At 35.2% G+C, this 26,802-nt stretch carries 18 protein-coding genes; 1 reads left to right on the top strand and 17 read right to left on the bottom strand.

What is annotated here, in order from left to right; genetic code table 11:
* Positions 1-16: 16 nt before the first annotated feature.
* The 9 genes from pelA to NJT12_RS12155 all read right to left on the bottom strand — a co-directional run bounded on the left by pelA (position 17) and on the right by NJT12_RS12155 (position 14,787).
* Complete coding sequence (pelA, locus tag NJT12_RS12195; RefSeq protein WP_271336191.1) at positions 17-2,026, bottom strand: pectate lyase; 2,010 nt, start codon at positions 2,024-2,026, stop codon at positions 17-19.
* Between the two features lie 9 nt (positions 2,027-2,035).
* Positions 2,036-3,634 (bottom strand): glycoside hydrolase family 43 protein, encoded by a 1,599-nt coding sequence (locus NJT12_RS12190; RefSeq protein ID WP_271336190.1) that lies wholly within the window; start codon positions 3,632-3,634, stop codon positions 2,036-2,038.
* A gap of 85 nt (positions 3,635-3,719) precedes the next feature.
* A complete protein-coding gene (locus NJT12_RS12185; protein WP_271336189.1) occupies positions 3,720-4,943 on the bottom strand; it encodes a glycoside hydrolase family 88/105 protein in 1,224 nt (407 codons plus the stop codon).
* Positions 4,944-4,964: 21 nt separating this feature from the next.
* Complete coding sequence (locus tag NJT12_RS12180; protein WP_271336188.1) at positions 4,965-6,185, bottom strand: glycoside hydrolase family 88/105 protein; 1,221 nt, start codon at positions 6,183-6,185, stop codon at positions 4,965-4,967.
* A 15-nt stretch (positions 6,186-6,200) separates the two neighbouring features.
* The gene (locus NJT12_RS12175) at positions 6,201-7,415 is read right to left on the bottom strand and encodes a glycoside hydrolase family 88/105 protein (RefSeq protein WP_271336187.1); all 1,215 of its coding nucleotides are present in this window, start codon (positions 7,413-7,415) and stop codon (positions 6,201-6,203) included.
* A gap of 35 nt (positions 7,416-7,450) precedes the next feature.
* Positions 7,451-8,386: an alpha/beta hydrolase gene (locus tag NJT12_RS12170; protein ID WP_271336186.1), complete on the bottom strand. Its 936-nt coding sequence runs from the start codon at positions 8,384-8,386 to the stop codon at positions 7,451-7,453.
* Between the two features lie 98 nt (positions 8,387-8,484).
* Positions 8,485-10,170 carry a RagB/SusD family nutrient uptake outer membrane protein gene (locus NJT12_RS12165; RefSeq protein WP_271336185.1) on the bottom strand — a complete coding sequence of 562 codons (1,686 nt, stop codon included), beginning with the start codon at positions 10,168-10,170 and terminating at the stop codon, positions 8,485-8,487.
* Between the two features lie 11 nt (positions 10,171-10,181).
* Positions 10,182-13,313, bottom strand: a complete 3,132-nt coding sequence (locus NJT12_RS12160) for a SusC/RagA family TonB-linked outer membrane protein (protein WP_271336184.1) — start codon at positions 13,311-13,313, stop codon at positions 10,182-10,184.
* A 34-nt stretch (positions 13,314-13,347) separates the two neighbouring features.
* Positions 13,348-14,787, bottom strand: a complete 1,440-nt coding sequence (locus tag NJT12_RS12155) for a glycoside hydrolase family 28 protein (protein ID WP_271336183.1) — start codon at positions 14,785-14,787, stop codon at positions 13,348-13,350.
* A 283-nt stretch (positions 14,788-15,070) separates the two neighbouring features.
* Here NJT12_RS12155 and NJT12_RS12150 point away from each other — a divergent pair, with 283 nt between their 5' ends.
* The gene (locus NJT12_RS12150; RefSeq protein WP_271336182.1) at positions 15,071-16,099 is read left to right on the top strand and encodes a LacI family DNA-binding transcriptional regulator; all 1,029 of its coding nucleotides are present in this window, start codon (positions 15,071-15,073) and stop codon (positions 16,097-16,099) included.
* A 550-nt stretch (positions 16,100-16,649) separates the two neighbouring features.
* Here NJT12_RS12150 and NJT12_RS12145 read toward each other — a convergent pair.
* The 8 genes from NJT12_RS12145 to NJT12_RS12110 all read right to left on the bottom strand — a co-directional run bounded on the left by NJT12_RS12145 (position 16,650) and on the right by NJT12_RS12110 (position 26,447).
* Complete coding sequence (locus NJT12_RS12145; RefSeq protein ID WP_271336181.1) at positions 16,650-18,272, bottom strand: UxaA family hydrolase; 1,623 nt, start codon at positions 18,270-18,272, stop codon at positions 16,650-16,652.
* A 2-nt stretch (positions 18,273-18,274) separates the two neighbouring features.
* The gene (locus tag NJT12_RS12140; protein ID WP_271336180.1) at positions 18,275-19,738 is read right to left on the bottom strand and encodes a tagaturonate reductase; all 1,464 of its coding nucleotides are present in this window, start codon (positions 19,736-19,738) and stop codon (positions 18,275-18,277) included.
* Between the two features lie 222 nt (positions 19,739-19,960).
* Complete coding sequence (locus NJT12_RS12135; protein ID WP_271336179.1) at positions 19,961-20,629, bottom strand: bifunctional 4-hydroxy-2-oxoglutarate aldolase/2-dehydro-3-deoxy-phosphogluconate aldolase; 669 nt, start codon at positions 20,627-20,629, stop codon at positions 19,961-19,963.
* Between the two features lie 10 nt (positions 20,630-20,639).
* The gene (locus NJT12_RS12130) at positions 20,640-21,662 is read right to left on the bottom strand and encodes a sugar kinase (RefSeq protein ID WP_271336178.1); all 1,023 of its coding nucleotides are present in this window, start codon (positions 21,660-21,662) and stop codon (positions 20,640-20,642) included.
* Positions 21,663-21,818: 156 nt separating this feature from the next.
* On the bottom strand, positions 21,819-23,225 hold the full coding sequence (gene uxaC / locus NJT12_RS12125) for a glucuronate isomerase (RefSeq protein WP_271336177.1): 1,407 nt from the start codon (positions 23,223-23,225) through the stop codon (positions 21,819-21,821).
* A 24-nt stretch (positions 23,226-23,249) separates the two neighbouring features.
* Positions 23,250-24,041, bottom strand: coding sequence for a gluconate 5-dehydrogenase (locus tag NJT12_RS12120; protein ID WP_271336176.1), 792 nt, complete (start codon positions 24,039-24,041; stop codon positions 23,250-23,252).
* A 5-nt stretch (positions 24,042-24,046) separates the two neighbouring features.
* On the bottom strand, positions 24,047-24,886 hold the full coding sequence (gene kduI, locus NJT12_RS12115; protein WP_271336175.1) for a 5-dehydro-4-deoxy-D-glucuronate isomerase: 840 nt from the start codon (positions 24,884-24,886) through the stop codon (positions 24,047-24,049).
* Between the two features lie 88 nt (positions 24,887-24,974).
* Positions 24,975-26,447: an MFS transporter gene (locus NJT12_RS12110; protein ID WP_271336174.1), complete on the bottom strand. Its 1,473-nt coding sequence runs from the start codon at positions 26,445-26,447 to the stop codon at positions 24,975-24,977.
* Positions 26,448-26,802 lie beyond the last annotated feature (355 nt).

Below are 26,802 nucleotides of genomic sequence, written 5' to 3'. Positions count from 1 at the left end.
TTTTAAATCTATTTTTTTACTTTGAATACCAATTGGCAATTGAATCTTTTAAAATATTCTCGATGGTATATTCTTGAGCTTCTTTCTTTTGAAGTTGGTGTGACCAAAAGACTCTCTTGGTGGGCTGAAATCCTTCACCTTTGCAATTATATTCAGCATAGAAAGCATTCTTTTCAGCTTCGGGTTTCGACCAGTTCTCCCAGCCCTCAGGTCTTATGTGTTTTCCCATATCACAATTCATATAAACCGTTTTTGCATAAATTCGCCATGGTCTGCCTAAGTAAACCGCCGTTGCAGCGGGTTCCCCGGTAAGTTTACAATCTTTGAAAACAAACCCAAAAGCGCTATTTTGGGGAGTTGAAGCAGCCGTAATAAAAGAACTCTTAATACTGTGAATCTCGCAATTTTCAAATAAAGCAGTGGCACCTCCAAAAATAAAATCAGTTGTTCCTTCAATATAACACTCTTTAAAATATTGCTTTGCATTTTTTCCAGAGAGGTATAATGTATCCTGATTTCCAAGAATATTACAGTTTACAAGCTTTGCGCGATTTGAAACAACAGACAAAGCAATTGCCTGACCTTTATCGCCTGAGGCATTTTTAATGGTTAGATTTGAAGCTAGAAAATCATCGGCTTCAACTAAAACTGTAGACGTGTAAAAAGTACTGTTTCTTCCTAAATTGATTCTAGAGAAATTATCATCAAAAGTGATAATGGTATTCTCTTTACTCTCACCAATCAAAGATAGATGCGTATTCCACTCGGGAATTCGCACTTTTTCATTGTAAATTCCATTTTTCACAAACACCGTCACTTTCTCGTACGGAAAAGAAGGGCTTGCATTTATGGCATCCTGAATTTTGGTAAAATCACCCGAACCATCTAAAGCAACTGTAATAAAATTGTTGTTTTTCTTATCTGTTTTTTCTGCCGATGAAACTTTTACTGCGTTTTTTATGGCCCATGCAGGATATTTTTTCAGAACTTCTTTTGGAGCATCCGAATACCATGAATAACCATTTCGTCTTTCAGCACCTATTTCATCCAATGATTTTTTCTTTATTCCGTCACGATCACAAAAGAACGGTTCGTTCGTATTAAGGTCCATAAACCTCGCCCAGAGTGGTGCTGCATTTTGGGTGGGAATCATCTTTTTGTCGATGATCTTTCCGGCATCATTCAAAACACGTTTCTCTTCAAGATTCGTAATTTTAGTTTTTTCAAACCATGCCTGAGCGCTTTTAACTGCCGTAATGATCTGGGTCGAAGGTTTTTCGATTCTCATTAAAAGCAATACAATTTTAGCCGATTCGTATCCGCTAAGCGATGCTAACTCAAAAGCCCTTGCATTTGCCGGCGCTAATGTAACTTCATCATGCTGGGCACACCAGGCGGTTAAAACACCATTTTGTTTGTGCTGCGTTTTCAGTATACAATCAATTCCTTTATCAAAAGATTTCTTTGCTTTTTCAACAATTTCCTTTGATGGTTTTATGCTATAAAAATCAGTTTCTTCACTTACTTGTTCCATGATATTCATAATGTTTATCATCGAATCATCATTGTAAGTAATATGGGTATAATATCCTTTTTTTAACGGATAAAACTGAGGCCATCCTCCGTTTTTATATTGGGCTTCAAATAAATAATTTAATCCTTTTAAGAAGGATTCCCTGTAGCGGTCATCCTTGATCTGTGCATACATTTTCGACATAAAAAGCATTTCCTGAGAGGTTGCTCCATTGTCTGTGGTTGTTTCTGCTGTCGTTTTTTTAAGGGCTAATAAATCCTTTTTTTGAACAGGAGTCAATTCTTGCTGCATCTGGATATTCTTTGGCCATCCTCCAATGTCTCGTTGATAAAGCAATACATTCTCAGCTATTTTTTTAGCTTGGTCGGTACCAAACCAGACAGCATCGTTTTTACGAATGATATCAGGCCAATTTTTATAGGTATTCTGAGCATTTATACTAAAACAAACACTGAAGAAAACGAGAAGTATGTATTTTTTTAATGGAATCATTATTTAAGTTTATTTTGTAATTCTAAACCAATCTACTGCCACATTTCCCGAATCATTTGTCACTTTTTCGCTCAGGGCAAAAAGTCCGACTTTTGCACCAATCCATTTACCTTCTTTGGCAACAAAATCAGTACCTATTGGCTGGTATTTTTTATCATCTGAACTATAAAAAAAACTGCAGATTCCGCCTTTTTTAATTTTAACCCGTAGATAAATTGTATTGTTCGCTACCAGAACCGGTGTTGTTTCTGTCTCTGAAATTTTCTTGTCGAAAGTTCCGGTCTTTTGATTCAAATATAACTTTCCGTTATTATTCTTAAAATTCAAATAGCTATAATCTAATCCCATGATTATAAGTCCTGTTGATTCGCTATTTAATCTTGTATTAAAAGTCAATTTGGTCGTTACAGTAAACTCTTCAGCAGGAAATTTTTGCAGCAATAAATTTGGAGCGTCAAAAATTTTCTGATTGTCTTTTAGTGTGGTTTGACAAAATAAATTCAAATAACCTAAGCTTGTCGGGAAACCCCAATTGATTTGCGAATTCGCCTGCCATTGCCATTGCAGACCTAACCGAGGCTCATTAAACTCATCTGATTCTGCGGGGGTTTCTATTGGATATTTCTTGCCTACATTTGGTTTTTTGAAAGTTGTAACAGGTTCTCCAATTCCGTTTTTATCAAAATCCTGTCCCATAACCGGCCAGTCTTTTTCCCATTTCATAGGTTGAAGATGCACAATTCTGCCGTAAGCTCCTTTGTCCTGAAAATGTATGAACCAATCTTCTCCGGTTTGTGTTTGTACCCACGCGCCCTGATGCGGTCCGTTTATTGCTGTTTTACCCTGTTCGAGTACTTTCTTCTTTTCGTAAGGGCCAAACACATTTTTAGATCTTAAAATAGTCTGCCACCCTGTAGCAACTCCTCCTGCCGGAGCAAAAATGTAATAATAATTATTACGTTTATAGAATTTTGGTCCCTCAATTGTTCCTTCGCTTTCGTGTCCGTCAATGACCATTACTTGGTCATTATTGGCAACTGTTCCTTCAGCATTCATACTGCAAACCACAATCAGACTTTTTATTTGAGCACGGCTTCCCGCAAAAGCATGAACGAGATAAACTTTACCGTCATCATCCCATAACGGACTTGGATCAATAAGTCCTGTTCCTTCTTTTACTAAAAGAGGTTCTGACCAAGGTCCTTCGGCTTTTTTGGCTTTTATCATGTAAATTCCAAAATCAGGATCGGGATAATAAATATAGAATTCATTGTTATGAAAAGTAATACTTGGCGCCCAGACTCCATTTCCATGCTGCACTTTATTAAAAACCTCAAATGGTGGTTGTTTTGGCAAAGCATAACTAACAATCTTCCAGTTAACCAGATCTTTAGAATGCAAAATTGGCAATCCCGGAATACAATTGAAAGACGATGCTGTCATATAAAAATCATCTCCTACACGAACAACATCCGGATCTGAATAATCGGCATGAATTATAGGATTGGTATACGTTCCGTCTCCATTATCAGGTACCCAAACCTGCGCAAAATTCTCTTGTATCGAGAATACTGATAATAGAAAAAAGAGAGCTTTTAAATTTTTCATTTTTTTTGTAATAATTACTTTTTAATTAAACCGGACAGGTTTTAAAAAACCTGTCCGGTTTGTCTATCTAGAAGACAAACTTTAATTATCTGTTCAATTCTAAAGCGGCCAGAATAAAAGGTCCGGTTGCTTTAGGGTCGTTGTCTTTTTTTCTTTCGTTTACATAATATTCATATGAACCATCACGATAAGGTGTTCCTCCTAATCCGGCAACCTGACAGGCGTGGGTTAATGTAATTCCGCCATCAGCATCTACTTTTGTGATCAGTTGAGTTGTTAAACCATCAAAAGCTTTGTTGGCTAATTTTTTATATTTTGCCGGCAAATAACCTTTGTTTGCTCCTTTTGCAAAAGCATAAGCAAACATTGATGATCCTGAAGCTTCAAGATAATTTCCTTCCTTACCTGCTTTGTCGGTTACCTGATACCACAATCCTGATTTGTCCTGATATTTTGCTAAAGCAGCACATGCATTGTTCAAATACTTTACTAATTCTTTTTGTTTTGGATGTTCTTTTGGCATATAATCCAGAACATCAACAAGTGCCATTACATACCATCCTAAGGCTCTTGACCAGAAATTTGGCGAATTACCTGTTTCCTTATTTGCCCATGGCATTTGCTTGCTTTCGTCCCAGGCATGGTACAATAATCCTGTTTTTGGATCTGTGGCATGCAATTGAATCAATTCGAATTGTTTTGCGATATCATCAAAGCTTTTCCCGTTTTCAAACGTAAGGGTATATTGCGCATAAAAAGGTTCTCCCATGTACAAACCATCTAACCACATTTGGTTTGGATAAATTTGTTTGTGCCAGAAACCTCCGCTTGCAGTTCTGGGCTGCTCTGAAATTTGCTTGCGTACTAATTGCATTGCTTTCAAATATTTTTCTTCTTTTGAGGTTGCATAAATATCAAAAAGTAAACGTCCCGGAACCACAAGGTCGATATTGTATTTGTCTAGTTCGTAGGTTTTGATCGTTCCGTCATTTTGTACCAGTTCATCTACATAACCTCTTATGTAAGATTTGTATCTGGGATCAGGATTTTTCTTGTGTAATTCTTCGATCGAGTGCAACACCAACGCGTGGACATAATCCCATTTTGGTTTTTTAGAATCATCGATCATATAAGCTTCCGGATGGCGTTTCATTAAGGTCAAAGCCATTTTATCAGACCATTTTGCATCTTTAGAAATTACGATTTCTTTTTTTTGTGGTTCTTGCGAAATTACTTTACAGCTTGTAAAAGCCATTAAACAAACTAACATCACTGACGTAAAATAACCTTGTCTTTTATTATTTTTCATTTTAAAATATATTTAATTCTACTATTTTTCTAATTCAAGTGCCGCCAAAATAAATGGCCCTAACCCATGTGAGTTATCAATTTTTATTTTCTCTCTGATATAATATTCATAAGAACCATCACGATACGGATTTCCTCCTAGTCCTGCGCTGGCACAAACCTGCGTGATATGAAGTTCTCCATCAGGATCAACAGTAATTAATTTAGTAACGATTGCATCAAAACCTTTTTCTGCCAGTTTTTTATAACTTGCCGGTAAATATCCTTTTTTTACTCCTTTTGCAAAAGCATAAACAAACATTTCTGATCCGGATGCCTCGAGATAATTTCCTTCTTTTGCTCCTGAATCAGTAACCTGATACCACAATCCTGATGGATCCTGATATTTTGCCACTGCCTTTGAGATTTCATTGAGATACTGAATTAATTCTTTTCTCTTAGGATGTTCTTTTGGCATATAATCTAAAACATCTACCAAAGCCATCATGTACCAGCCTATAGAACGTGACCAAAAATTGGGTGAAGTTCCGGTTTCTTTATTTGCCCAGGGCATTTGTTTGCTTTCGTCCCAGGCATGAAAAAGCAAACCTGTTTTTTTATCAATGGTATGCAAATGTATTTGTTCGAATTGTTTCGCCACATCATCCAGATCTTTTCCCTTATCAAATTCTACTGTATATCGGGCATAAAATGGTGTTCCCATATACAATCCGTCGAGCCACATTTGATACGGATAGATTTTTTTATGCCAAAATCCGCCTGAATTTGTTCTTGGATGTGTTGCCAATTGTTTTCTCAAGCTTTGCATCGCAATGAGATACCTATTGTCTTTTGTAGTTTTATACAAGTCAAAAAGTATCTTTCCCGCATTGATATAATCAATATTATAATCTTCGAGTTTATAGTTCATAATTTCTCCTGAACTGCTGATAACCGTTTCTGCGTATTCCTTTACGTAATTTTCATAAACAGGATTGTTTGTTTTTTTATAAAGCTGCTCAAAAGACATCGCGACGAGTCCCAACTTATAATCCCATTTAGGTTTTTCGTTATTGTCAATTTGCCATAATTTAGGATCACGTTTCATGATAGAAAGTGCCATTCGCTCTGACCATTTCAGATCCTTAGAAATAACAACTTCTTTCCTTGCGGTTTGCTGAGCTGTCATTTTACCAACTGAAAATGCAATCAGGCAAACGAGCATAACCGCAGCAGAATGATTTTTTTTTCTATTTTTTATCATATCCTGAATCCTTAATTATTTATTCAATTCGATTGCGCTTAACATAAATGCTGCCAGAGCCGGTGAACTACTGTCTTTTGCTTTACTTTTTATATAATAATCATTTGTACCGTCACGAAATGGTTTTCCTCCTAAACCAACATTCGATGATACATTTGAAATCATTACTTGTCCTTTATCATCTTTTTTGACAAATTCTTTAAGGTAGGCGTCAAATGATTTTTGAGCCACCTTTTTATAGTTTGAAGCTAAATAACCTTTATCTGCTCCTTTTGCCAACGCATAGATAATCATTGCCGAAGAGGAAGATTCAAGATAATTATCTTTCAAATCCGGTTTGTCAGCCACCTGATACCATAATCCAGAAGTACTTTTGTACTGATCTGCACTTTTTGTAATTTGATTCAGATATCCTCTCAGCACTTTATATTTTGGATGTGTCTTTGGATAATAATCTAATGTTTCTACCAGCGCCATCATGTACCAGCCAATGCCGCGTCCCCAAATTGTGGGAGAAGTTCCCGTTTCAGGATTTGCCCATGCAATTTCTTTGCTTTCATCCCAGGCCTGAAAAACCAATCCTGTTTTTTTATCTGCAAGATGATTTTGAACCAGCTCAAATTGTTTGGCAATATCATCTAAAGCTTTACCATTTTCGAACTTCACGGTATATTGCGTGTAGAATGGTTCTGCCATATACAAACCATCAATCCACATTTGGTTGGGATAAATTTGTTTGTGCCAGAATCCTCCGCTTGTGGTTCTGGGCTGAGTCTGGAGTTGGGCTCTTAATTGTTTAATAACTTTAAGATAGCGCTCATCCTTTGTTTTATCATATAGATTAAAAAGTAATTTACCCGGATTTGCACAATCGATATTGTATTCTTTTATATCGTATTTGATGATATTTCCATTTGAATCTATCAATTCATCAGCATATTCTTTGATATAATCAAAATACTTTTTATCATTTGTTTTCTGGTATAATTTTTCAAAAGCTGACAAAACCAAACCCATTTTATAATCCCATTTTGGCTTTTCTGTTCCGTCAATCCGGTACGCTTTTGGGTACTTGCTTAAAATGGTAAGTGCTGTTCTTTCTGACCATTTTAGATTATCAGCAAGAACAGCATTTTGATTCGTCTGAGCCATTATCTTACTACTAAAAATCAATAGCAGAACCATGATACTTTGGGTAAAATTGATTTTTATAAAAGTCGATTTAAACATAAAATTATATTTTAATACTGTTTTTTTATTCTAAATTATTCAAATACTCTGTCTAAAAATTGTGTGGTATAAACCACCGTTTCATCTAGCCAGGGTTTAAAAAACCAAAAAGAATGAGGCGAATTCTGAATTGTTTTTACTTCATTATAAATCTTGTTCTGATTTAAAACTGCAATCATATCGTCTCTTCCGGCATGAAACCGATCAAAACTGCTGTTGATAAACAGTGTTGGCGGTGTATTTTTATTAGCATGATTTAATGCCGATGCCTGTTTCCAGTTTTCCGGATTTTCGTCGTAGGTTCCGCTGAGCCAAAAAGCTGCCATTTGGCCTTCTTCAGATTCGGGATGTTTAAAAGCGAGAATTCCATCTACATCGATAATTGCCTGAACTTTCGAAGAAGATTTACTTTTGTGTTGTAGATCTTCAAAAGCTAAATCTTCATTTGTTGTACCAATCAAAGCTGCCATCTGACCTCCCGAAGAGCATCCCAGAACTGCAATTTTGTTTGGATCTACATTGAATTTTTTCGCATTATCTTTTATAAATTTAATCGCATTTTTTACATCATAAATCCCTTGTGGATATTTTGCCTCAAGTGATAATCTGTATTCTATTGCAAAACAAGAATAACCTTTTGATGTTATTTCTTGTGCCAAAACCTGCATTTGATCTTTATTTCCTGATCTCCATCCGCCGCCATGAATCAGGATCACGCCCGGATTTCTTTTTTTATTTTTATTAAAAAAAGCATCTAAATGTAATGCTCTGTTTTTGTCCTGACAGTAAACTATATTCTTAATATGAGTATCATTTATTGCTTTATTACCTTCAGCAATTTTTATAAAAGGATATTTCTTAATTAGTTTTGCATAGGTACTCTTTACGGTGTACGATGTATCTGTACTATAGTGACTTTGCGCTATAATACCCTTAGAAAAAAGCAATAAAACAATTAATAATCTTTTCATTTCCGGTGCACTGGTATTTCGTTAAGAAAGGAGTCCGATATGACCGAACTCCTTTTTAACTTCTTCAAAAAAACTAAACCTCAAAAATTTTAAAATTACTAATAACCAGGATTCTGAGGAAAATCCTTGTTTTGATTTAAATCAAGCGCTGTTTGTGGAATTGGTCTTAAAATTTTAAGTTTACCATCTACTCCAACAAAATTGGCTGCCTTAATTTTATAATTATAAGCCGAAGCTCTGTCTACTAATGTACCGGTACGTTTTAGATCGAACCAACGTTTGTATTCTCCTACCAGTTCTCTACCTCTTTCATCTAAGATATAATCGATATTAAACTGTCCTATAGTTGCATTTGCTACACCTGCTCTTCTTCTCACTTCGTTTAAACGATCTAAACCAGTTGTAGGATTTCCAGCTTTAAAATAAGCTTCTGCCGCAATTAAATAGGTTTCTCCCAATCTTGATACAATAATATCTCTTGTACTTACAGGACCTGTACTTGAAGGTGTTGTTGGATTTGCATCATCAAATTTCTTAACCGGGATAGTATAACAATCACGATTGTCAATCAGGGTATGATCAGCTCCATATTCTCCCCACGGATGGTATACAAAAGTTGTCGCTCTTCTTGCTGCATTTGCTGTCATCCAGGCTGCTTTATCTGCAGCAGTAAACCATTTTGGCTCATAAAAGTGTCTTACTTTTACTGCACTCGCATTTGCAGGTCTGTAATAAGGAAAATATAGATTTGTCTTCGCTTTACCGTCAACAGTTACTGTTTCTTCCAGAATTTCTGTCATAAAGGTAGCGTCCCATCTTTTATCTCCTTTTTCGTATAAACCTAATGCATAAGTTGTTGGGCATAAATTGTAGCTTCTTAACGGCGCTCCTGTTTCTGCACCTCCTAAGTACGAACTGAAATAGTAAAACTGATTGTTTCCTAATTTTGTAGGATCTGTACTTGTAGAATTTTTATCATACTGCACTGAGAATATTGTCTCTGCATTCAAATCATTATCGCTTGTTGCAGTAGTCACGAATAATTGATTAAAAGGAATATTTAGTGCCTGACCCGCGATTGCAGCATCAGCATAAGCCGCTGCTTTTGTAAAATCTGCAGGAGTACCAAAAGTTTCGTATCCTCTTGTTAAATATACTTTTGCCAATAAATCGTTTACAGCTCTTTTATTTACTTTTCCTGTTGCAGCATATGCACCGGTTCCTACAGCAGCTAAAGAAGCATCCAGATCTGCGATAATTTGTGTGTACACTTCTTGGGCTGTATTTCTTTTGAAAGATAAAACCGCAGAAGTAATGTTATCCAGAACAATTGGAACTCCACCATAAGTCTGAACCAATAAAAAATAAGCATTGGCTCTTAAAAATCGTGCCTCACCAACAAGAGAGTTTAAACTTGCTGTTTGCTCTGTTATTGTCGAATAGTAGACTGTTTTGTTTACAGACTGAATCTGTTGGTAACATGACGTATACAAATCATCGACGTTTGCCGCAGACGGAATCAATAATGTATATTGACTGATACCGGCTGGTTCCGGAGTCCTTCCCTCAGCATACATATCTGTACCGGATTCAAACAACCATGGATTTCCTCCATAAATTCCTTTTAGTCTCGCATAGTCTGAATTTACTAATAACTGAAATCCTGATGCTGTTTTATATGTTTCGTCGGCAGGTACATTCGAAAGACTTTCTTCTTCGATGTAGTCACTACATGAACTGAAAGCAGTAACGATTATTCCTAAAACTAATATTATTTTTTTCATTTTATATCTTATTAAAATTTAACACTTAAACCCAATTGTGTAGTAACAGATGCAGGTCGGTTGATACCAAAATTAGAACCTGCCCATTCCGGATCATATCCGTCAAAATTTGTAAATACAAATGGGTCTAAAACATTTACATAAATTCTTAAATTACTCATTTTTAATCTTTTTAGTAATTCAGAATTAAAAGTATATCCTAGAGAGATATTTTTAATTTTAACATAAGATGCATCTCTATAGTAACCAAATAAAGAAGTCCAATAAGCACCTGCACCAGTTGCAACGGGTCCTGGTCGTGGATTTGTATTGTTTGCATTCGCTTCAATACCTGTTGCGTTTGTTGGAATAAAATAATCCATTTTAATTTTTTGACGGCCTCTGTCACTTACGTCAGCAAAATTTTGATGAAAAGTACTCAATACTGTTTGACCCTGGCTTGTGATTACAGAGAAGTTAAAATCAAATTGACCTACTGTTAATTTAGAATAAAAACTTCCTTGCCACTGCGGATTTGCGTTACCGATTACTTGTCTGTCATCAGCATTAAATTTACCGTCTCCGTTTAGATCTTTGGGTCTCGCTTGTCCCGGTGCCATACCAAAAGCTGCTGCCTGAGCTGCTTCGCTTTCCTGCCAAACACCATCATATACGTAGTTGTAATTTGGATTTATTTCTGAACCTAAAATCAGTTTGTTTCCAATATCACTTACTTTGTCCTGATTGTAGATAGACTCTAACTTGTTTACGTTTTTAGTAAAGGTAAAAGTCGTTTCCCAGTTTACATTTTTAGATTTTATATTTTTTGTAGTTAATAAAACCTCGATCCCTTTATTGCTTACAGAACCCACATTCGAGAAAGTGTTTTTCCATCCTGTTTCCAGTGGCAATTGTTGTTTGTAAATCAAATCGTCTGATAATCTGTCGTAAACATCAACACTACCTGTAATTCTGTTTTTTAAGAATCCAAAATCAATACCTAAATTGATCTCTCTGGTTTTTTCCCATGTTAAATTTTGATTGGCAAGATTTTCAGACTGCCATCCTGATACTACATTTGCTCCGTTAGCATAAAAAGTTTGCTGATTTAATAAAGCTTGTGATGTATAAGGGGCAACATTATCATTTCCTGTATATCCTAAACTCGCTCTCAATTTCAAATCAGAAATTACGGCGCTACTTGATAAAAATGATTCTTTACTAATTTTCCATCCTAAGGCTACAGATGGAAAACTTTGCCACTTATTATCTGCTGATAAAACGGACGAACCATCCCATCTGTTAGAAGCTGTTAATAAATATTTGTCTCTAAAAGTATAGTTCAAACGAACGGCATAAGAACTTAAGGTATTTTTTGCATATCCTGAAGTTATATTATAACTGGTCTGAACTCCTGAACCCATATTATTTGATCCTACATCAAAAGGTTGGTTATTAGAATACATATAAGAGTTTTCATCTGTATTAGAATAAGAACTCTGCAATAATAATAAGCTAAAATCGTGAACATCATTAAAAGTGTGTTTCAAATCAATCTGATTATCCCATGTATAATTAAAATTATTATAGGTTTTAATTGATGCTGAATTTTTTCCGTTTAATGTTACCCCTGCATTAGTCTGTGCTGTATAAGCTGTACTTGTAGTTGTATTTTGAACTCCTGCAGAAAATGTCGTTTTGAACGTTAACCATTTTAATGGCTGGTATTGCATATATGCATTTCCAACGGTCTGCCAGGTTTTTTCAAGCTGAGATGAATTGGCAATCTCCATTAACGGGTTTACAGCACTGGTTTTATTAATTGCCCATGATCCGTCAGGGTAGGTTAATTTACCCGGTAAGAAAAACAAAGAACCTACATTCTCTTTTCCGCTGGCATCTACTGACCAAGGCGACATTAAAGGGCTTAATCTAAATGCATCCTGCATGGCTAAATCACTACCAAATTGTGTATCAACATGTGCTATTGTAACATTTGCTCCTGTAGAAAATTTGTCGTTTATCTTATGGTTTAAACCTAATTTGAACGAGTATTTATCAGTACCGTCATTATCAACTAATCCTTCGTCGCTCTGAATACCGAATCCCATGTTATAACTCAATCCGGATTCTGAACGCCCTGAAATATTCAAATAATTGTTTTGGGTCATTCCCGGTTTAAGAACTGCATCGTACCAGTCAAAATTATAACCGCTATTGGCTCTTGATACCAACAGAGGACTTTGATTTCCTGCCAATGTTGCTAACTGGGCTGGTGTTTGTGTTTGTGGTGTTGCGCTCATATAAGCCACCTGGTGAAATTTCCACCATTCTGAGCCCGACATCATTTCCGGTAATCTTGCAGCAGTTTTAGTACCATAAGAAGAGTCAAAAGTTACATTGATACCTGGTTTAGCATTTATTCCGCTTTTAGTAGTCACAATGATAACCCCATTGGATCCTCTTGAACCGTAAATTGCAGCCGAAGATGCGTCTTTCAGTACATCCATTCTGGCAATATCCTGTGGATTCAAAAAGTCAATTCCGTCCATTGGCACACCATCAACTACATACAAAGGTGTTGATCCTAATACATTTGGATTGTTCGAATCTGCCAATAAGGAGTTATTACCTCTAATTACTACCTTAAATCCATCTCCCACACGCCCTGAACTGGATGAAATCTGAACTCCCGGTGTGCTTCCCTGAATTGCTTCTAATGCACTTGTCGTATTTCTTTCTGTAATTGTCGCCGCACTAATAGTACTTACTGATCCTGTAAGATCTGTTTTCTTTACAGATCCGTATCCTACGACCACAACTTCATTAAGTGAGTTGGATTGCTCTGAAAGGCTCACATTTAATCTTGATTTTCCTGCAACACTAACTTCTTGTGTCTGAAATCCTAAATAACTAAAAATTAATACTGCTTTATTATTGGTTACATTAATTTTAAAACTTCCCTCAAAGTCTGTAGAGGTACCATTTTTAGTTCCTTTTTCCTGGACATTTACACCTGGAAGCGATAATCCCGACGCGTCTGTAATTTTTCCTTCTACTACTGTTGATTGCGCATAAATTGTTGTGCTCAACAGGAAATTCAGGAAAAATAAAAATACAAGATTGTATTTTGTTTTTTTCTTTGTTAATCGTTTTAAGTTCATAGTTTGGTTAAATAGTTTGGTTAATTGATAGTTTTTAATTTTTAATTTGTGCTACTTTTTTTTCATTGATATAAGTATTAATAAAGTTTATATTCTTGACATTTTTCAATAAATAGATGGAATCTACTTTATGAATCACTACGTTTTTAAGAGTTATATTCTCTACCGGAGACTCTTTGTATCCTTCTGCCCAGACACTGTATTTTCCTCCATTTTTTACATTGATATTTTCAAGGCTGATATTTCTGATTGTGGGAATAAAATTTCCTGTTTGCGATCCGTAGACGTTATAAAACATGTTCAGTTTTAAAACACATTCTTTTACTGTGCCTACTTCAAGATTTCGAACGAAGACATTTTCAATCACTCCTCCTCTTTTAGAATTTGTTTTAATACGTATCGCACGATCAAGATTGGGACTGTCCATGATACAATTCTCTACAAAAACGTTATTTACGCCTGCAGATATTTCACTCCCAATAACCACTCCGCCATGACCATCAACCATTTTACAATTCTGGACAATAATGTTTTTACTTGGCAGTGCGACTCTTCTGCCATCTGCATCACGACCCGCTTTTATAGCAATACAATCGTCACCAGTATTAAATGTGCAGTTTTTAATGAGTACATTTTGCGAATATTCAGGATCACAACCATCATTGTTAGGTCCGTGGCTGTTTACTGTAACACCGTCGATAATTATGTTATTGGTTTTTATAGGGTGCAGGATCCAAAACGGAGAGTTGATTACTTTTACATCTTTTACCAAAACGGTATTGCACTGGAAAAACTCTATAAAATTGGGGCGCAAATAACGTCCTTCTCCAAAAATTCTTTCAGTAACCGGAACACCTCTTTCCGCCATATCAACTAAAACTTCTCTGTTTTGAGGATCATTCTGTGATGGGATTCCTTTTTTCCAACCGTAATCTTTACCTCCGGACCAAATCCACCAATTTGTGCTGTTCGCCTGTCCATTAAGAGTTCCTTTTCCGGTTATGGCAACATTGGTTTTATTTTTAGCATAAATAAGAGGAGAATAATTCATTAGTTCTGTTCCTTCCCATGAGGTATGAACGATTGGATAATCTTTTGGATTTAAACTAAAAAGTATCTCAGCATTATCCTCTAAATGTAAATTCACATTACTTTCAAGATGTATTGCGCCGGTAAGATATTTACCGTCAGGAACCAAAACTCTTCCTCCGCCATTTTCTGTACATGCTTTTATTGCTTTTTCAAAAGCTGCAGTATTGGAAGTTTTTGCGTCAGCTACAGCACCGTAATCCTTAATATTAAAAGTTTTATCAGGAAATTGTGTTTGAGGAATGCTTTTTATAATCAGTTCCATTCTTCTCCACGGATCAGAATCAGAAACATTTGTAGTTTGCTTTGCACATGAAAAAACCAATGCAGTAAACGTACTAACCATTAAAACTCTCTTCAATGCTATAATCCTGTTTGCAATCATCTTGTAGTATTTGTTATTTGGAAGTCAAATCAATACATGTATGTAATCGATTACACGAAAATAGAAAATAACTTCGAGTGCACCAAATTTATTTAGAAATAAATTATATATTTAATTTTTATTAGGAATTATATTTACATTTAATGTAAAAAAACATATAATTTATTATCATTGTAGAATCGAAAACGTTTTAATTATAAATTATGGTAATCGATAACAATTTGTTTAACATTATAAAAAAAAATGTATTTTTGTCTAAGATTAATCTGAAAAACCTTTTTTAATGAGCGAAAAAATAACCATTTACGATATTGCTGAGAAATTAAATATCACTGCCGCTACTGTTTCAAGGGCTTTAAACAATAACCCCAAGATTAAAGAGAGTACGCGTGAGTTGGTTATCAAAACGGCTGCTTCGATGAACTACAAGCAAAACAAGCTCGCTTTGGCATTAAAAAGCGGAAGAAGTAATAATATAGGAGTAATTGTCCCTCGTATCGACAGTAACTTTTTTGCATCTGTTATCAGGGGAATCGAAGAAGAGTTACATCCTCATGGTTATCAGGTAATTATTTGTCAGACACATGAAAGCCCCAAAAGAGAAAACGAAAATTTATATACACTAATAGATGCGCAAGTCGATGGTATTATAATGTCTGTTACGGATGTTACTACTGAAAATGATGGTGCTTTTCGCAACGTATTAGAAAAAAATGTCCCTCTTATATTTTTTGACAGAAGTAAACATATTGATGGTGTTAGCTCAGTAACTATCAATGATTTTAAAGGCGGATATCTTACAACGCAACATTTAATAAACGAAGGCTGTAAATCTATTGCTCACTTATCAGGGGATCAATCTCTTGAAATTTTCAAAAACAGGTTTTTAGGATACAAACAAGCTTTGCTTGATAACGGATTGACTTTTAAAGAAGAATATGTTCTTCCTGTAAAAAGTTTTGTTGATGCCGGAAAAGAGGCTGTTGACATTTTGCTACAATTAGAAACTCCGCCAGATGCCATATTCTCATCTAGTGACTTTGCTGCCCTAGGCGCAATTCAAGAACTAAGAGCGCGAAATATTAGTATTCCTAAAGATTTTTGCGTGGCGGGTTTTAGTAATGAGCCTTTTACAAAATTCATGGAATTATCGATTACTTCTGTTGATCAGTCTCCTCTTGAAATGGGAAAAATGTCTGCACGTGTTTTCCTTGAACAGGTTGACAAAACGGACACTATTAAAATTGAAAAAAAGGTGGTTCTGGCACCGGAATTACATATTCGTAAATCATCGTCGAGAAGTAACACTTAACGCTTTACACCATATACATGTAGAGACGCACAGCTGTGCGTCTTTTTTTTACCATATAATGACATAATAAAATACAAACTGGCCTGTATAAATTAGCTCATATTAGTAATTTCCGATAACTATCCGTATATAATGGTTTAAAAAAAGTTAGCCACGAATTACATTAATTATGACTAATTTTAAAATGCTAATTATCCACCATGTAAGTTATAAAATATAATAAAAACTGCATTGTAGCGACAAGCTCATATTAGTGATTTCCGATAACTATCCTGATATAATGATTTAAAAAAGTTTGCAACGAATTACACGAATTATCACGAATTTTTTATTCTCTGATTATTTAAACTAATCTTTGCAAGATTAGTTTAAGACAATTAATTCGTGGAATTCGTGGCAAAAAAACTTTTAATATTTTTAATCTGTGGCAAAAAAAAGCACCATATAAAACTTATATGATGCTTTCTCATTTTGTATCTTTTTATAATACAACTTATATTTTCTTAAGACGCACTGCTGTGCGTCTCTACATGTATATTACGACATAACCTTACAAAGAAACGCCTCTTTTCCAAGGAATAAAATCGTTTTGGTTTAAGATTGCTGCTTTGGTTTTGATTGTACCGCTAGCGACATTTATTATAAATTCTAACATTTCGTCAGCCATTTCGTCAATTGATTTTTCTCCAGTGATGATTCCACCAGTATCGATATCAATAATATCAGACATTTTATTCGCTAATTGTGTGTTTGAAGAGATTTTTACAACCGGTGCGATCGGGTTTCCTGTTGGCGTCCCTAAACCTGTTGTAAACAATACCATATTTGCTCCTGAACCTACCATTGCAGTTGTACATTCAACATCGTTTCCAGGAGTACATAACAATGTAAAGCCTGGTTCATTAATATATTCTCCATAATCGAAAACACCTGTAATTGGTGAAGTCCCTCCTTTTTTAGCAGCACCAGCAGATTTCATTGCATCTGTAATCAAACCGTCCTTGATGTTACCCGGAGATGGATTCATGTCAAATCCTGAACCTGCATCTACAACTGTTTTTTCGTACCATTGCATTAAGTCTAAGAAACGTTTTCCATCCTTATCATCTACACAGCGATTTACTAATTCCTGCTCTACTCCACATAGTTCAGGAAACTCAGAAAGAATTGTAGTTCCTCCTAAAGCAACTAAATGATCCGATAACACTCCCAATGTTGGATTAGCTGAAATTCCAGAGAATCCGTCAGATCCACCACACTCTAAACCAATTCTTAGTTTCGATAACGGAGCTGGTTCTCTTTTTATTTCATTTGCTTTTTTAATCGCTTCAAACGTATCTTTTACAACACTGCTAAGCATTGCTTCGATAGTTCCTATTTGTTGCTGATCGTAAATCAAAACAGGCTTGTTACTGTTTGGATTGATCGCATCCATTGCGTCTTTAAAGATCTGAATCTGTAAGTTCTGACATCCTAAACTCAATACAGTTGCTCCTGCCACGTTTGGATTGTTTACATAACCTGCCAATAACTTAGCCAGACTATGCGAATCCTGACGAATACCTCCACAACCACCTTGGTGCGTGATAAACTTTACTTCGATATTATTGAACAAGTTAGCATCGTTTGAAGCCGCCTCATTTCCTGCACCGCCAGTTTCAGTTTTTACCAAAGAACGAAGCAATAATTGATAATCGTTTTCCTTTGGCTTCATCAATTCTTTTTCGAAGATATCTTTTAATATCTCGATATTTCTGTTTTCACAGAATACTAAAGGAAAAAACAACCAAACATTCTCAGTTCCAACCTGTCCGTCTTCCCTGTGATAACCTTGCCATGTTCTGTCTTTCCATTTATCAATATTTGGAGCAGTCCAGCCAATTGTTTCCGTTTTACCGGTTACTTTATCGCTTTCATGTTTTACGTTTAGTGTAGAAAGCAATCCTCCTTTTTCGATTCTCGCACTTGCTTTCCCTACCAAAACACCGTACATAATAATCCTGTCTCCTACATTAAAAGGAACCATTGCGATTTTATGTTTCATTTTTACATCAGCCTCAACAGTGATATCTTCACCTTCAAAGTTAATCACTTCACCTGCTGAAAGATTCACCAAAGCTACTGCTACATTATCAGTAGGATGAACTTTTATTAATTTTTTTTGCGTTGCCATAACTAAACTTTCTGAGTTGTTGTATTTAATTGTTTTTGAAAATTGGCGAACCCATTTTCTATTCCGTTTGCATCAATTTCTTCTAATGCTATTGTAATTGCTTTTGTTAAACCTGGTACAAGAGTTAAATCTTCATCCCAGAAACTTTTATTCTGCAAAGTAAGTCTTGCTATTTTCTCATAATCATCAGATTTCCAAAGTCCATTAAAGAAAGACACAATATCTTCGCTGTCTTTAACCGGTAAACTTTGACCATTCCATGTTCCTTTGTAGAAACGAATTAAACTCGCTAATGAAAAAGTCAAATTAACAGGTAATTTTTTGTTCGCATTATAATATCCTAATAAACTAGGCAAAACCCTTACTTTGAATTTCGAGACAGAATTTAATGCAATATCCGCAAGTGCATGTTTGATAAACGGATTTTTAAATCGGTCCATTACTTCCTCAGAATAGGCCGTAATTTCATTTTTGTCCATATCAAGAGTTTCACTAATTTCGCGAATAACGCTATTGACAAATTTTCCTGTAAAATCTCCGTCAACAGTTTCCATTACTAATTTGTTTCCGTACAAAAGTGAAAAAGGAACCATTGCTGTGTGCGAACCGTTTAAAATACGAACTTTAATCATTTTAAAGGGACGTATATCATCAACGATTTTTACATTCAAATCTGTTTTATGAAAAGGCAATTTTGTTTTTAAAGCATCTCCGCCTTCAATAGCCCAAAGGAAAAAAGGTTCAGCAGCAACAATTAAATTATCCTGATAATCTAATTTATTATTGTATTCTTCAATTTCAGCTCTTGGATATCCGGGAACAATTCTGTCAACCAAAGTACTGTGATATGTACAAGCATCTGATACCCAAGTTTTAAATGCATCTTCTAACTTCCATGTATCACAATATTGCAAAATATATTTTTTCAGCGTTTCTGAGTTATAATCAATCAATTCACAAGGAATGATTGTTACTCCTTTAGAAGCATCTCCATTAAAATGTTTAAATCTTTCATACAATAAAACAGTCAGCTTTGCAGGAAATGACACTGGCGGCTGCATGTCCGGAGTATCACTTTCAATGAATTCAATTCCAGCTTCAGTAGTATTGGAAACAATAAACTGAAGTTCTTCTTCTTTGGCTAAAGCCAAATAATTTGCAAACTCAGTATATGGGTTTATCGTTTTTACAATATTAGTAATCAACTCAATATCCTGTATCTTTTCGCCTTTTTTAATTCCGTTCATAAACAAGGTATAAAGACCGTCCTGATCATTAATCATGTTTACCATACCGTCTTTCAAAGGTTGAACTATTGCAATACCGGCATTAAAATCAACTTCTTTATTTAGTTTGTGAAAAGCATAATCAACAAAAGCTCTTAAAAAGTTACCTTCTCCAAACTGAACTACCTTAATTGGATATAACTTTTCTAATCCTGTATTTATTCTATTTAATTTTTTCATTTTAAATTTTCTTTAAAGCGTTATAAATAACCACATTAAATACCTTATTCTTTTATTAGCTTTTTTTTTACATTGTAAAAGAAACATTACACTTGTGTGAGGAAAATAAATCTTGCTGTGAGGAATGACAAGATTTATTTTTCAAGTGTAATGCTCAATTACAATCTCTAAAATCTAAAAAAAACGCAATCTAAATAAGGAATTGGCATGATTAATCCTTATTTATTTTCTAATATTTTTAATGATCTCAAGAACCTGACTTACTTTGGTTTTTAAACCGTCATAATCCTTATTATCTAATATGTCTTTTGATATTAATTGCGATCCGATACCTACGCATGTTGCGCCTGCACTTAGCCATGAAGTCAAACTTTCTACCGTTGGCAAAACACCTCCTGTAGGCATGATGCTTGTCCATGGGCATGGGCCTTTTATTGCTTTTATAAATTCCGGTCCGTAAATATCCCCAGGGAATAGTTTTACAATTTCGCAACCCAATTCTTCTGCTCTTGCTATTTCTGTAAGTGTTCCGCAACCTGGCGACCATAATACCTTACGACGGTTACAGGCAATTGCGATATCTTCTCTAAAAACCGGAGTTACAATAAAATTAGCTCCTAAACTCATGTACAATGAGGCTGCAGCAGCATCAGTTATAGAACCTACACCCAACATCATTCCCGGTAGTTCAGCCAATGCATATTTGTTTAAAGCCCCAAAAACTTCATGAGCAAAATCGCCCCTGCTTGTAAACTCCATTAACCTTGCACCACCATCATAACAGGCTTTTAATACTTTTTTGCTTATTTCGATATCTGAATGAAAAAACAACGGAACCATTCCGTTTTCTTTCATTTGTAAAGCCACTTCAATTCTTGAATATTTTGCCATTTTATATTAATTATCTAGATACTAATGCAGAACCATCACCATCTATCATATTTTCAACTTCTTTTAAAGTAACCAGGTTATAATCTCCTGCAATAGTATGTTTTAAACAACAGGCAGCTACTGCAAAATCTAAAGCTCTCTGGTTATTATTCTGGTATTGCTGTAATCCGTAAATTAATCCTCCCATAAAAGCATCTCCACTGCCTACTCTGTCTACAACCGGCGTAACTTCTTTTACAGCTGCCTGATAAATTGCTTTTCCGTCAAACAAAATACCTCCAATTCGTTGGTGTGATGCGCTTACAGAATAACGTAATGTTGTTGCTACTGTTTTTAAATTCGGAATCAGATCAAACAGCTTTGTGTATAAAACCGGAAGCGATTTCTCATCCTGATAATTAGGATTTACTTTTGGGATTCCTAACATGAAATACGCAGTATCAATATCACCCAAAATAACATTGCTGTACTGTAACATTTCCGGCATAACATCACTTGGAGTTTTGCCATATTGCCATAGTTTTGATCTGTAATTCAAATCGCATGAAATCGTAATCCCTAATTTATGAGCCGCCTGAATAGCTTCTAAACAAGCTTCGGCAGCACTTTGTGAGATCGCCGGAGTAATACCGCTCCAGTGAAACCAACTTGCACCTTCCAGGACTTTCTCCCAGTCAATTGATCCTTTTTGAATAGTTGCCATTGAACTGTGTGCACGATCGTAAACAACGTTACTGCCACGTGTTCCTGCACCAGTTTCAAGAAAATAAATTCCTAAACGTTCACCTCCATAAACTATGTTTTTGGACTCTACATTCATTTTTCTCATTTCTTTTAATGCCGAAGCACCAATTTCGTTTTCAGGTAATCTTGTTACAAATTCCGCATCTAAGCCGTAATTCGCTAAAGACACACAAACATTAAATTCGCCTCCTCCATAAGAAGCGCCAAATGCTTTAGCCTGCGAAAAACGTAAATGCCTCTCTGTCGAAAGACGCAACATAATTTCTCCGAATGCAACTACTTTACTCATATTGTTTTATTGTTTTACCAGTAAATTTTTCTTTTTTTCACCATTAAGAGATTAAGTAAATTAAGCTGTGTCTTAATAGTTTTCTTTTACCATTAAGTGATTAAGAAAAATTAAGCTTTGCTTTAATATCTTAATGGTAAAATTCTTTATTCTCAATTAAAATTTGAAATATTCTTTTGCGTTGTTGTATGAAATATCAGCAACCAGTTTTCCTATCCATTCCATGTCGTTTGGCAATTCTCCGCGTTTGATTTCATCTCCAAGAAGATTACATAAAATACGTCTGAAATATTCGTGTCTTGGGAAAGACAAGAAACTTCTTGAATCTGTAAGCATTCCAACGAAACAACTAATTAATCCCATGTTTGAAAGGGCATTTAGTTGTTTGGTCATTCCGTCTTTTTGATCCAAAAACCACCAACCAGATCCAAACTGCACTTTACCTTTAATGCTTCCGTCATTGAAATTTCCAATCATGGTAGCCATCACTTCGTTATCAGCCGGATTTAAATTATAAATGATCGTTTTGGTCAATTTATCTTTACTGTCCAATGCATTTAAAAAACTTGATAATTTTTGGGCCTGTGGATAATCTCCAATAGAATCCCAACCTGTATCAGGTCCTAAAATGCTATGCATACGAGCATTATTATTGCGCAATGCACCTAAGTGAAACTGCTGTACCCAGCCAAACTGATGGTACGTTTCAGACAAGAATAACAATACTGCACTTTGAAATTTCAATGCTTCCTCGGGAGTAATAGTTTGATTTTCTCTTTTCTTTTTGAAAATTGTATTTATTTCACTCTCCGTAAAATTTTCAAAATAAATCTGATCCAAACCGTGATCACTAAGTTTGCAGCCATTTGAATTAAAAAATTCAATTCTGTTTTTTAATGCACTACATAAATCTGAGTAGGTATTAATTGCAACTCCGGACACATCCCCTAATGTGTCCAGATATGCATTATAACCATCATTAGAAATTAAGATGGCTTTATCAGGTCTGAAAGCCGTACTCATTTTAGTTCCGATAGGATTTTTTGCCAGTTTCTGGTGAAACTCTAAACTATCAATCGGATCTTCTGTAGTACAAACCAATTCAGCGTTTACTTTTTTAAGCAGGTTTTGTGTGCTGTATGCCTGAGAATTAATTTTTTCCGTAGTTTCGATATAGATTTTCTCTGCTGATTTTTCATTCAGTAAATCATAGATATCAAAATAACGTGCTAATTCTAAATGTGTCCAGTGGTACAAAGGATTACGCATGGTGTACGGAACCGTTTTTGCCCAGTTGATGAACTTATCTTTATCTGAACCATTTCCGGTTACGAATTGCTCGTTGATTCCCAACGTACGCATCGCGCGCCATTTATAATGATCTCCGTTGATCCAAACCTGTGTGATATTGTCAAAAATTTTATCTTCAGCAATAAACTGAGGATTCAAATGATTGTGATAATCGATTATAGGTTGATTTTTTGAATAGTTATGGTATAACTCTTCAGCAAATTTATTTTCAAGTAAAAAGTTATCGTTTATGAATGTTTGATTTGCGCTCATGTCTTTTTAAATATAATTTGAGAATTATTCTTCGTTTGATGGTTTACCAATTGTAGCCAAAATTCCACCATCTACATACAAAATGTGACCGTTGACAAAATCACTTGCTTTTGAAGATAAAAATATTGCTGCTCCTGCTAAATCACCCGGATCTCCCCATTTTGCAGCCGGAGTACGACTGATGATAAAATCGTTAAAAGGGTGACCATCAACACGAATAGGTTTTGTTTGTTCCGTAGCAAAATAACCCGGTCCGATTCCGTTGATCTGAACATTGTATTTTGCCCATTCTGTCGCCATGTTTTTAGTCAGCATTTTCAAGCCGCCTTTTGCAGCAGCATAAGCACCAACCGTATTACGGCCTAATTCACTCATCATCGAGCAAATGTTGATTATTTTTCCTTGTCTTCTTTCGATCATTCCTTTTGCAACATGCTTAGAGACAATAAAAGGAGAAACTAAATCGATATCAATCACTTCTTTAAAATCGGCAACTTCCATTTCGATTAACGGAATTCTTTTGATGATTCCCGCATTGTTAATCAAAATTGCAATTGGCCCTACTTCACTTTCAATTTTCTGAATTGCAGAGATCACTTCTTTTTCATCGGTTACATTAAATTTGTAACCAACCGCATTTATTCCTTCACTTTGAAGTGCTGCTACAGCATCGTCAATTTTTTGCTGAGAAGAGTTTCCGTTTACAACAATTGTTGCTCCAGCCTGACCTAATCCTTTTGCCATTGCCATACCCAGTCCGTGTGTACTTCCTGTAATCAGGGCAATTTTTCCTTTTATATCAAATAAGTCTGTCATAATTCTTATCTTAAATCTGTGATTTTACAAACATCCATATCTCCGTAATCTAAATTTTCTCCCGCCATTCCCCAGATAAAAGTATAATTACTGGTTCCTGAGCCTGAGTGAATTGACCATGGCGGAGAAATCACTGCCTGATGATTGTTCATCCAGATATGTCTTGTTTCCTGAGGTTGTCCCATAAAATGGCAAACTGCCTGATTTTCCGGAATATCCAAATAAAAGTAAACTTCCATTCTACGATCGTGAACGTGTGCCGGCATGGTATTCCAGACACTTCCCGGACGCAATTCCGTCATTCCCATTTGCAATTGGCAAGTCGTAACCACACTTCCAATAATCATTTGATTTACAGTACGGTGATTGGCTGTTTCCATCGTACCCAATTCTAATTTATTTGCTTCTGCCAAACTTACTTTTACCGTTGGGTAAGTAGTATGGGCCGGTGCAGAGTTGATATAATATTTTGCCGGATTTTTGCTGTCATTACTTCTAAAGATTACTTCTTTGTTACCGCTCCCGATATACAAAGCATCTTTAAATCCTAATTCATATGTTTTTCCTTCAACAACAATAGAACCGCTTCCTCCAACATTGATAATTCCTATTTCTCTTCTTTCTAAAAAATAGCTTGCTTTAAGCGGATCGATACTTTCTAATTTCAAATCTCCTTTTACCGGAACCGCAGAACCGGCAATGTATCTGTCGTAATGAGAATATGTTAATACAACTTCGTCCTGCTGCATTAAATCATCAATTAAGAATTCATTTCTCAATTCCTGAGTATCATATTTTTTTACAGCTTCTGGGCTTGACGCGTATCTTGAACTATATTTTGTCATAATTTTTATTTTAATGTAATCGATTGCACAAAATTAGATTTTTATTTTAAATATACATTTTTTGAAGTAATAAAATTTTCCAAAAATATTACATTCCTGTAATCGGGCTGTATTTTGGAACTAAAGCTTTCATTACTATCCAGCCCGTTAAGTAACAAACAGCACAGATGGAGAAAATGATGAAGTATCCGGCTTCAATACCGTGAAAGCCCATAAAAGACATATTGGTTTCTTTAGCATGATCAAATAATAATCCAGAACCTTTGTTGATTATCGTAGAACCAACACCTCCTGCTAAACCGCCAATTCCTGTAATGGTAGCAATTGCTTTTTTAGGAAACATATCACCAACGGTTGTAAAAATATTGGCTGACCATGATTGATGCGCTGCACCTGCAATACCAATAATAATTACGGGAATCCAGTAACTGATATACCCTAAAGGCTGCGCAATTAGAGCTAATAAAGGAAAAAATGCAAAGATTAACATTGCCCTCATTCTGCCCTCATAAGGATTCATTCCTTTTTTCTCTACAAAATAAGTTGGTAACCAACCACCAATAATAGAAAGCAGTGTTATCATGTAAAGAACAAATAACGGAAGAGCAGCCTGAGTAGAATCCATTCCGTAAACAGAACTTAAGTACGCCGGTGTCCAAAACAAAAAGAACCACCAAACACCATCTGTCATAAATTTACCAAAAGCAAAAGCCCAGGTTTGTTTGTATTTAAAGCATTCAGCAAAAGATACTTTAGTTGTAGTTTCAGGCACATAACCTACTAATTTACTATCTGCAACATCATCTTGCTGGATATATTCTAATTCAGAAGCAGATACTTTTGGATGTCTTTCCGGTTTATCATACATAAAAACCCAAAATCCCATCCAGACAAAACCTAGTGCCCCAATAATAATAAAAGCCATTTCCCAACCGAAAGATTTCGCGATAAACGGAATCGATATCGGAGCGGCTAATGCTCCTACAGTTGCACCGGCATTAAAAATACTGGTAGAAAAAGCCCTGTCTTTTTTAGGAAAATATTCTGCTGTAGTTTTTATAGCTGCAGGAAAATTTCCTGCCTCTCCTACCGCCAAAACAAAGCGGGCAAAAATGAATAATGTAACACTTACATTAATAACTAATCCGGTATCTTGCACAAGATTAATAGCGTCTTTAGCCCCTTCAAAGCCTACAAACCAATTTCCTGTAATAATTCCTGCTGTTGCAATACCACAAAATGCATGCAAACAAGCTCCTAAAGACCATATTCCGATAGCCCAAAGAAACCCTCTTTTAGTATCTAACCAATCGACAAATCTTCCTGCGAATAATAATGAAACTGCATAAAAAATAGAGAATAGTGCTGTAATATTTCCGTAATCATTGTTTGTCCAATGAAATTCAGGTGCAATAAAATCACTCCATGTTAAAGAAAGTACTTGTCTGTCTAAGTAATTTATGGTCGTTGCAAAAAAGAGCAAGGCACATATACTCCAACGATAACTTCCTGTTGTTTTTTTTGTTTCATTGTTAATAACTGCATCTGGTGGTTGATTCATAGTAAAGGCTTGTTAAAAAATTGATATTTTTTTTGGTAATTTCATTTTGCTCCTTAAAACCCTGCGCACAGACCGTAAAATCAATGCATTAAATCTAATGAAACAAAACAATGTAATCGATTGCACAAATATACTTTTTAATCTTTATATTCCAAATAAATTGTATAAAAAATTATTTTAATCAAATAAATAAACATATAGAATAAAAAAATATGCTCAAAATTACAAATTAAACAATATATTTGTTAAATGATCACATGTGAAATTTGTCCTTTTTAAGGGGTAAAATTGTACCAAAATCAATACTTTCAAATCTTTTTTGGACGAACTTTCTTATTTAAGGCAAAACTTGTTT

It is taken from the genome of Flavobacterium azizsancarii (assembly GCF_027980145.1).
Classification (GTDB): domain Bacteria; phylum Bacteroidota; class Bacteroidia; order Flavobacteriales; family Flavobacteriaceae; genus Flavobacterium; species Flavobacterium azizsancarii.
The sequence above is the reverse complement of the archived record's forward strand: the minus strand, read 5'-3'. Positions and strand labels throughout refer to the sequence as shown.

Excerpts from the sequence above, each read along its gene's own strand:
- pelA (WP_271336191.1), bottom strand. The coding sequence starts at position 2,026 with ATGATTCCATTAAAAAAATACATACTTCTCGTTTTCTTCAGTGTTTGT.
- NJT12_RS12190 (WP_271336190.1), bottom strand. The coding sequence starts at position 3,634 with ATGAAAAATTTAAAAGCTCTCTTTTTTCTATTATCAGTATTCTCGATA.
- NJT12_RS12185 (WP_271336189.1), bottom strand. The coding sequence starts at position 4,943 with ATGAAAAATAATAAAAGACAAGGTTATTTTACGTCAGTGATGTTAGTT.
- NJT12_RS12180 (WP_271336188.1), bottom strand. The coding sequence starts at position 6,185 with ATGATAAAAAATAGAAAAAAAAATCATTCTGCTGCGGTTATGCTCGTT.
- NJT12_RS12175 (WP_271336187.1), bottom strand. The coding sequence starts at position 7,415 with ATGTTTAAATCGACTTTTATAAAAATCAATTTTACCCAAAGTATCATG.
- NJT12_RS12170 (WP_271336186.1), bottom strand. The coding sequence starts at position 8,386 with ATGAAAAGATTATTAATTGTTTTATTGCTTTTTTCTAAGGGTATTATA.
- NJT12_RS12165 (WP_271336185.1), bottom strand. The coding sequence starts at position 10,170 with ATGAAAAAAATAATATTAGTTTTAGGAATAATCGTTACTGCTTTCAGT.
- NJT12_RS12160 (WP_271336184.1), bottom strand. The coding sequence starts at position 13,313 with ATGAACTTAAAACGATTAACAAAGAAAAAAACAAAATACAATCTTGTA.
- NJT12_RS12155 (WP_271336183.1), bottom strand. The coding sequence starts at position 14,787 with ATGATTGCAAACAGGATTATAGCATTGAAGAGAGTTTTAATGGTTAGT.
- NJT12_RS12150 (WP_271336182.1), top strand. The coding sequence starts at position 15,071 with ATGAGCGAAAAAATAACCATTTACGATATTGCTGAGAAATTAAATATC.
- NJT12_RS12145 (WP_271336181.1), bottom strand. The coding sequence starts at position 18,272 with ATGGCAACGCAAAAAAAATTAATAAAAGTTCATCCTACTGATAATGTA.
- NJT12_RS12140 (WP_271336180.1), bottom strand. The coding sequence starts at position 19,738 with ATGAAAAAATTAAATAGAATAAATACAGGATTAGAAAAGTTATATCCA.
- NJT12_RS12135 (WP_271336179.1), bottom strand. The coding sequence starts at position 20,629 with ATGGCAAAATATTCAAGAATTGAAGTGGCTTTACAAATGAAAGAAAAC.
- NJT12_RS12130 (WP_271336178.1), bottom strand. The coding sequence starts at position 21,662 with ATGAGTAAAGTAGTTGCATTCGGAGAAATTATGTTGCGTCTTTCGACA.
- uxaC (WP_271336177.1), bottom strand. The coding sequence starts at position 23,225 with ATGAGCGCAAATCAAACATTCATAAACGATAACTTTTTACTTGAAAAT.
- NJT12_RS12120 (WP_271336176.1), bottom strand. The coding sequence starts at position 24,041 with ATGACAGACTTATTTGATATAAAAGGAAAAATTGCCCTGATTACAGGA.
- kduI (WP_271336175.1), bottom strand. The coding sequence starts at position 24,886 with ATGACAAAATATAGTTCAAGATACGCGTCAAGCCCAGAAGCTGTAAAA.
- NJT12_RS12110 (WP_271336174.1), bottom strand. The coding sequence starts at position 26,447 with ATGAATCAACCACCAGATGCAGTTATTAACAATGAAACAAAAAAAACA.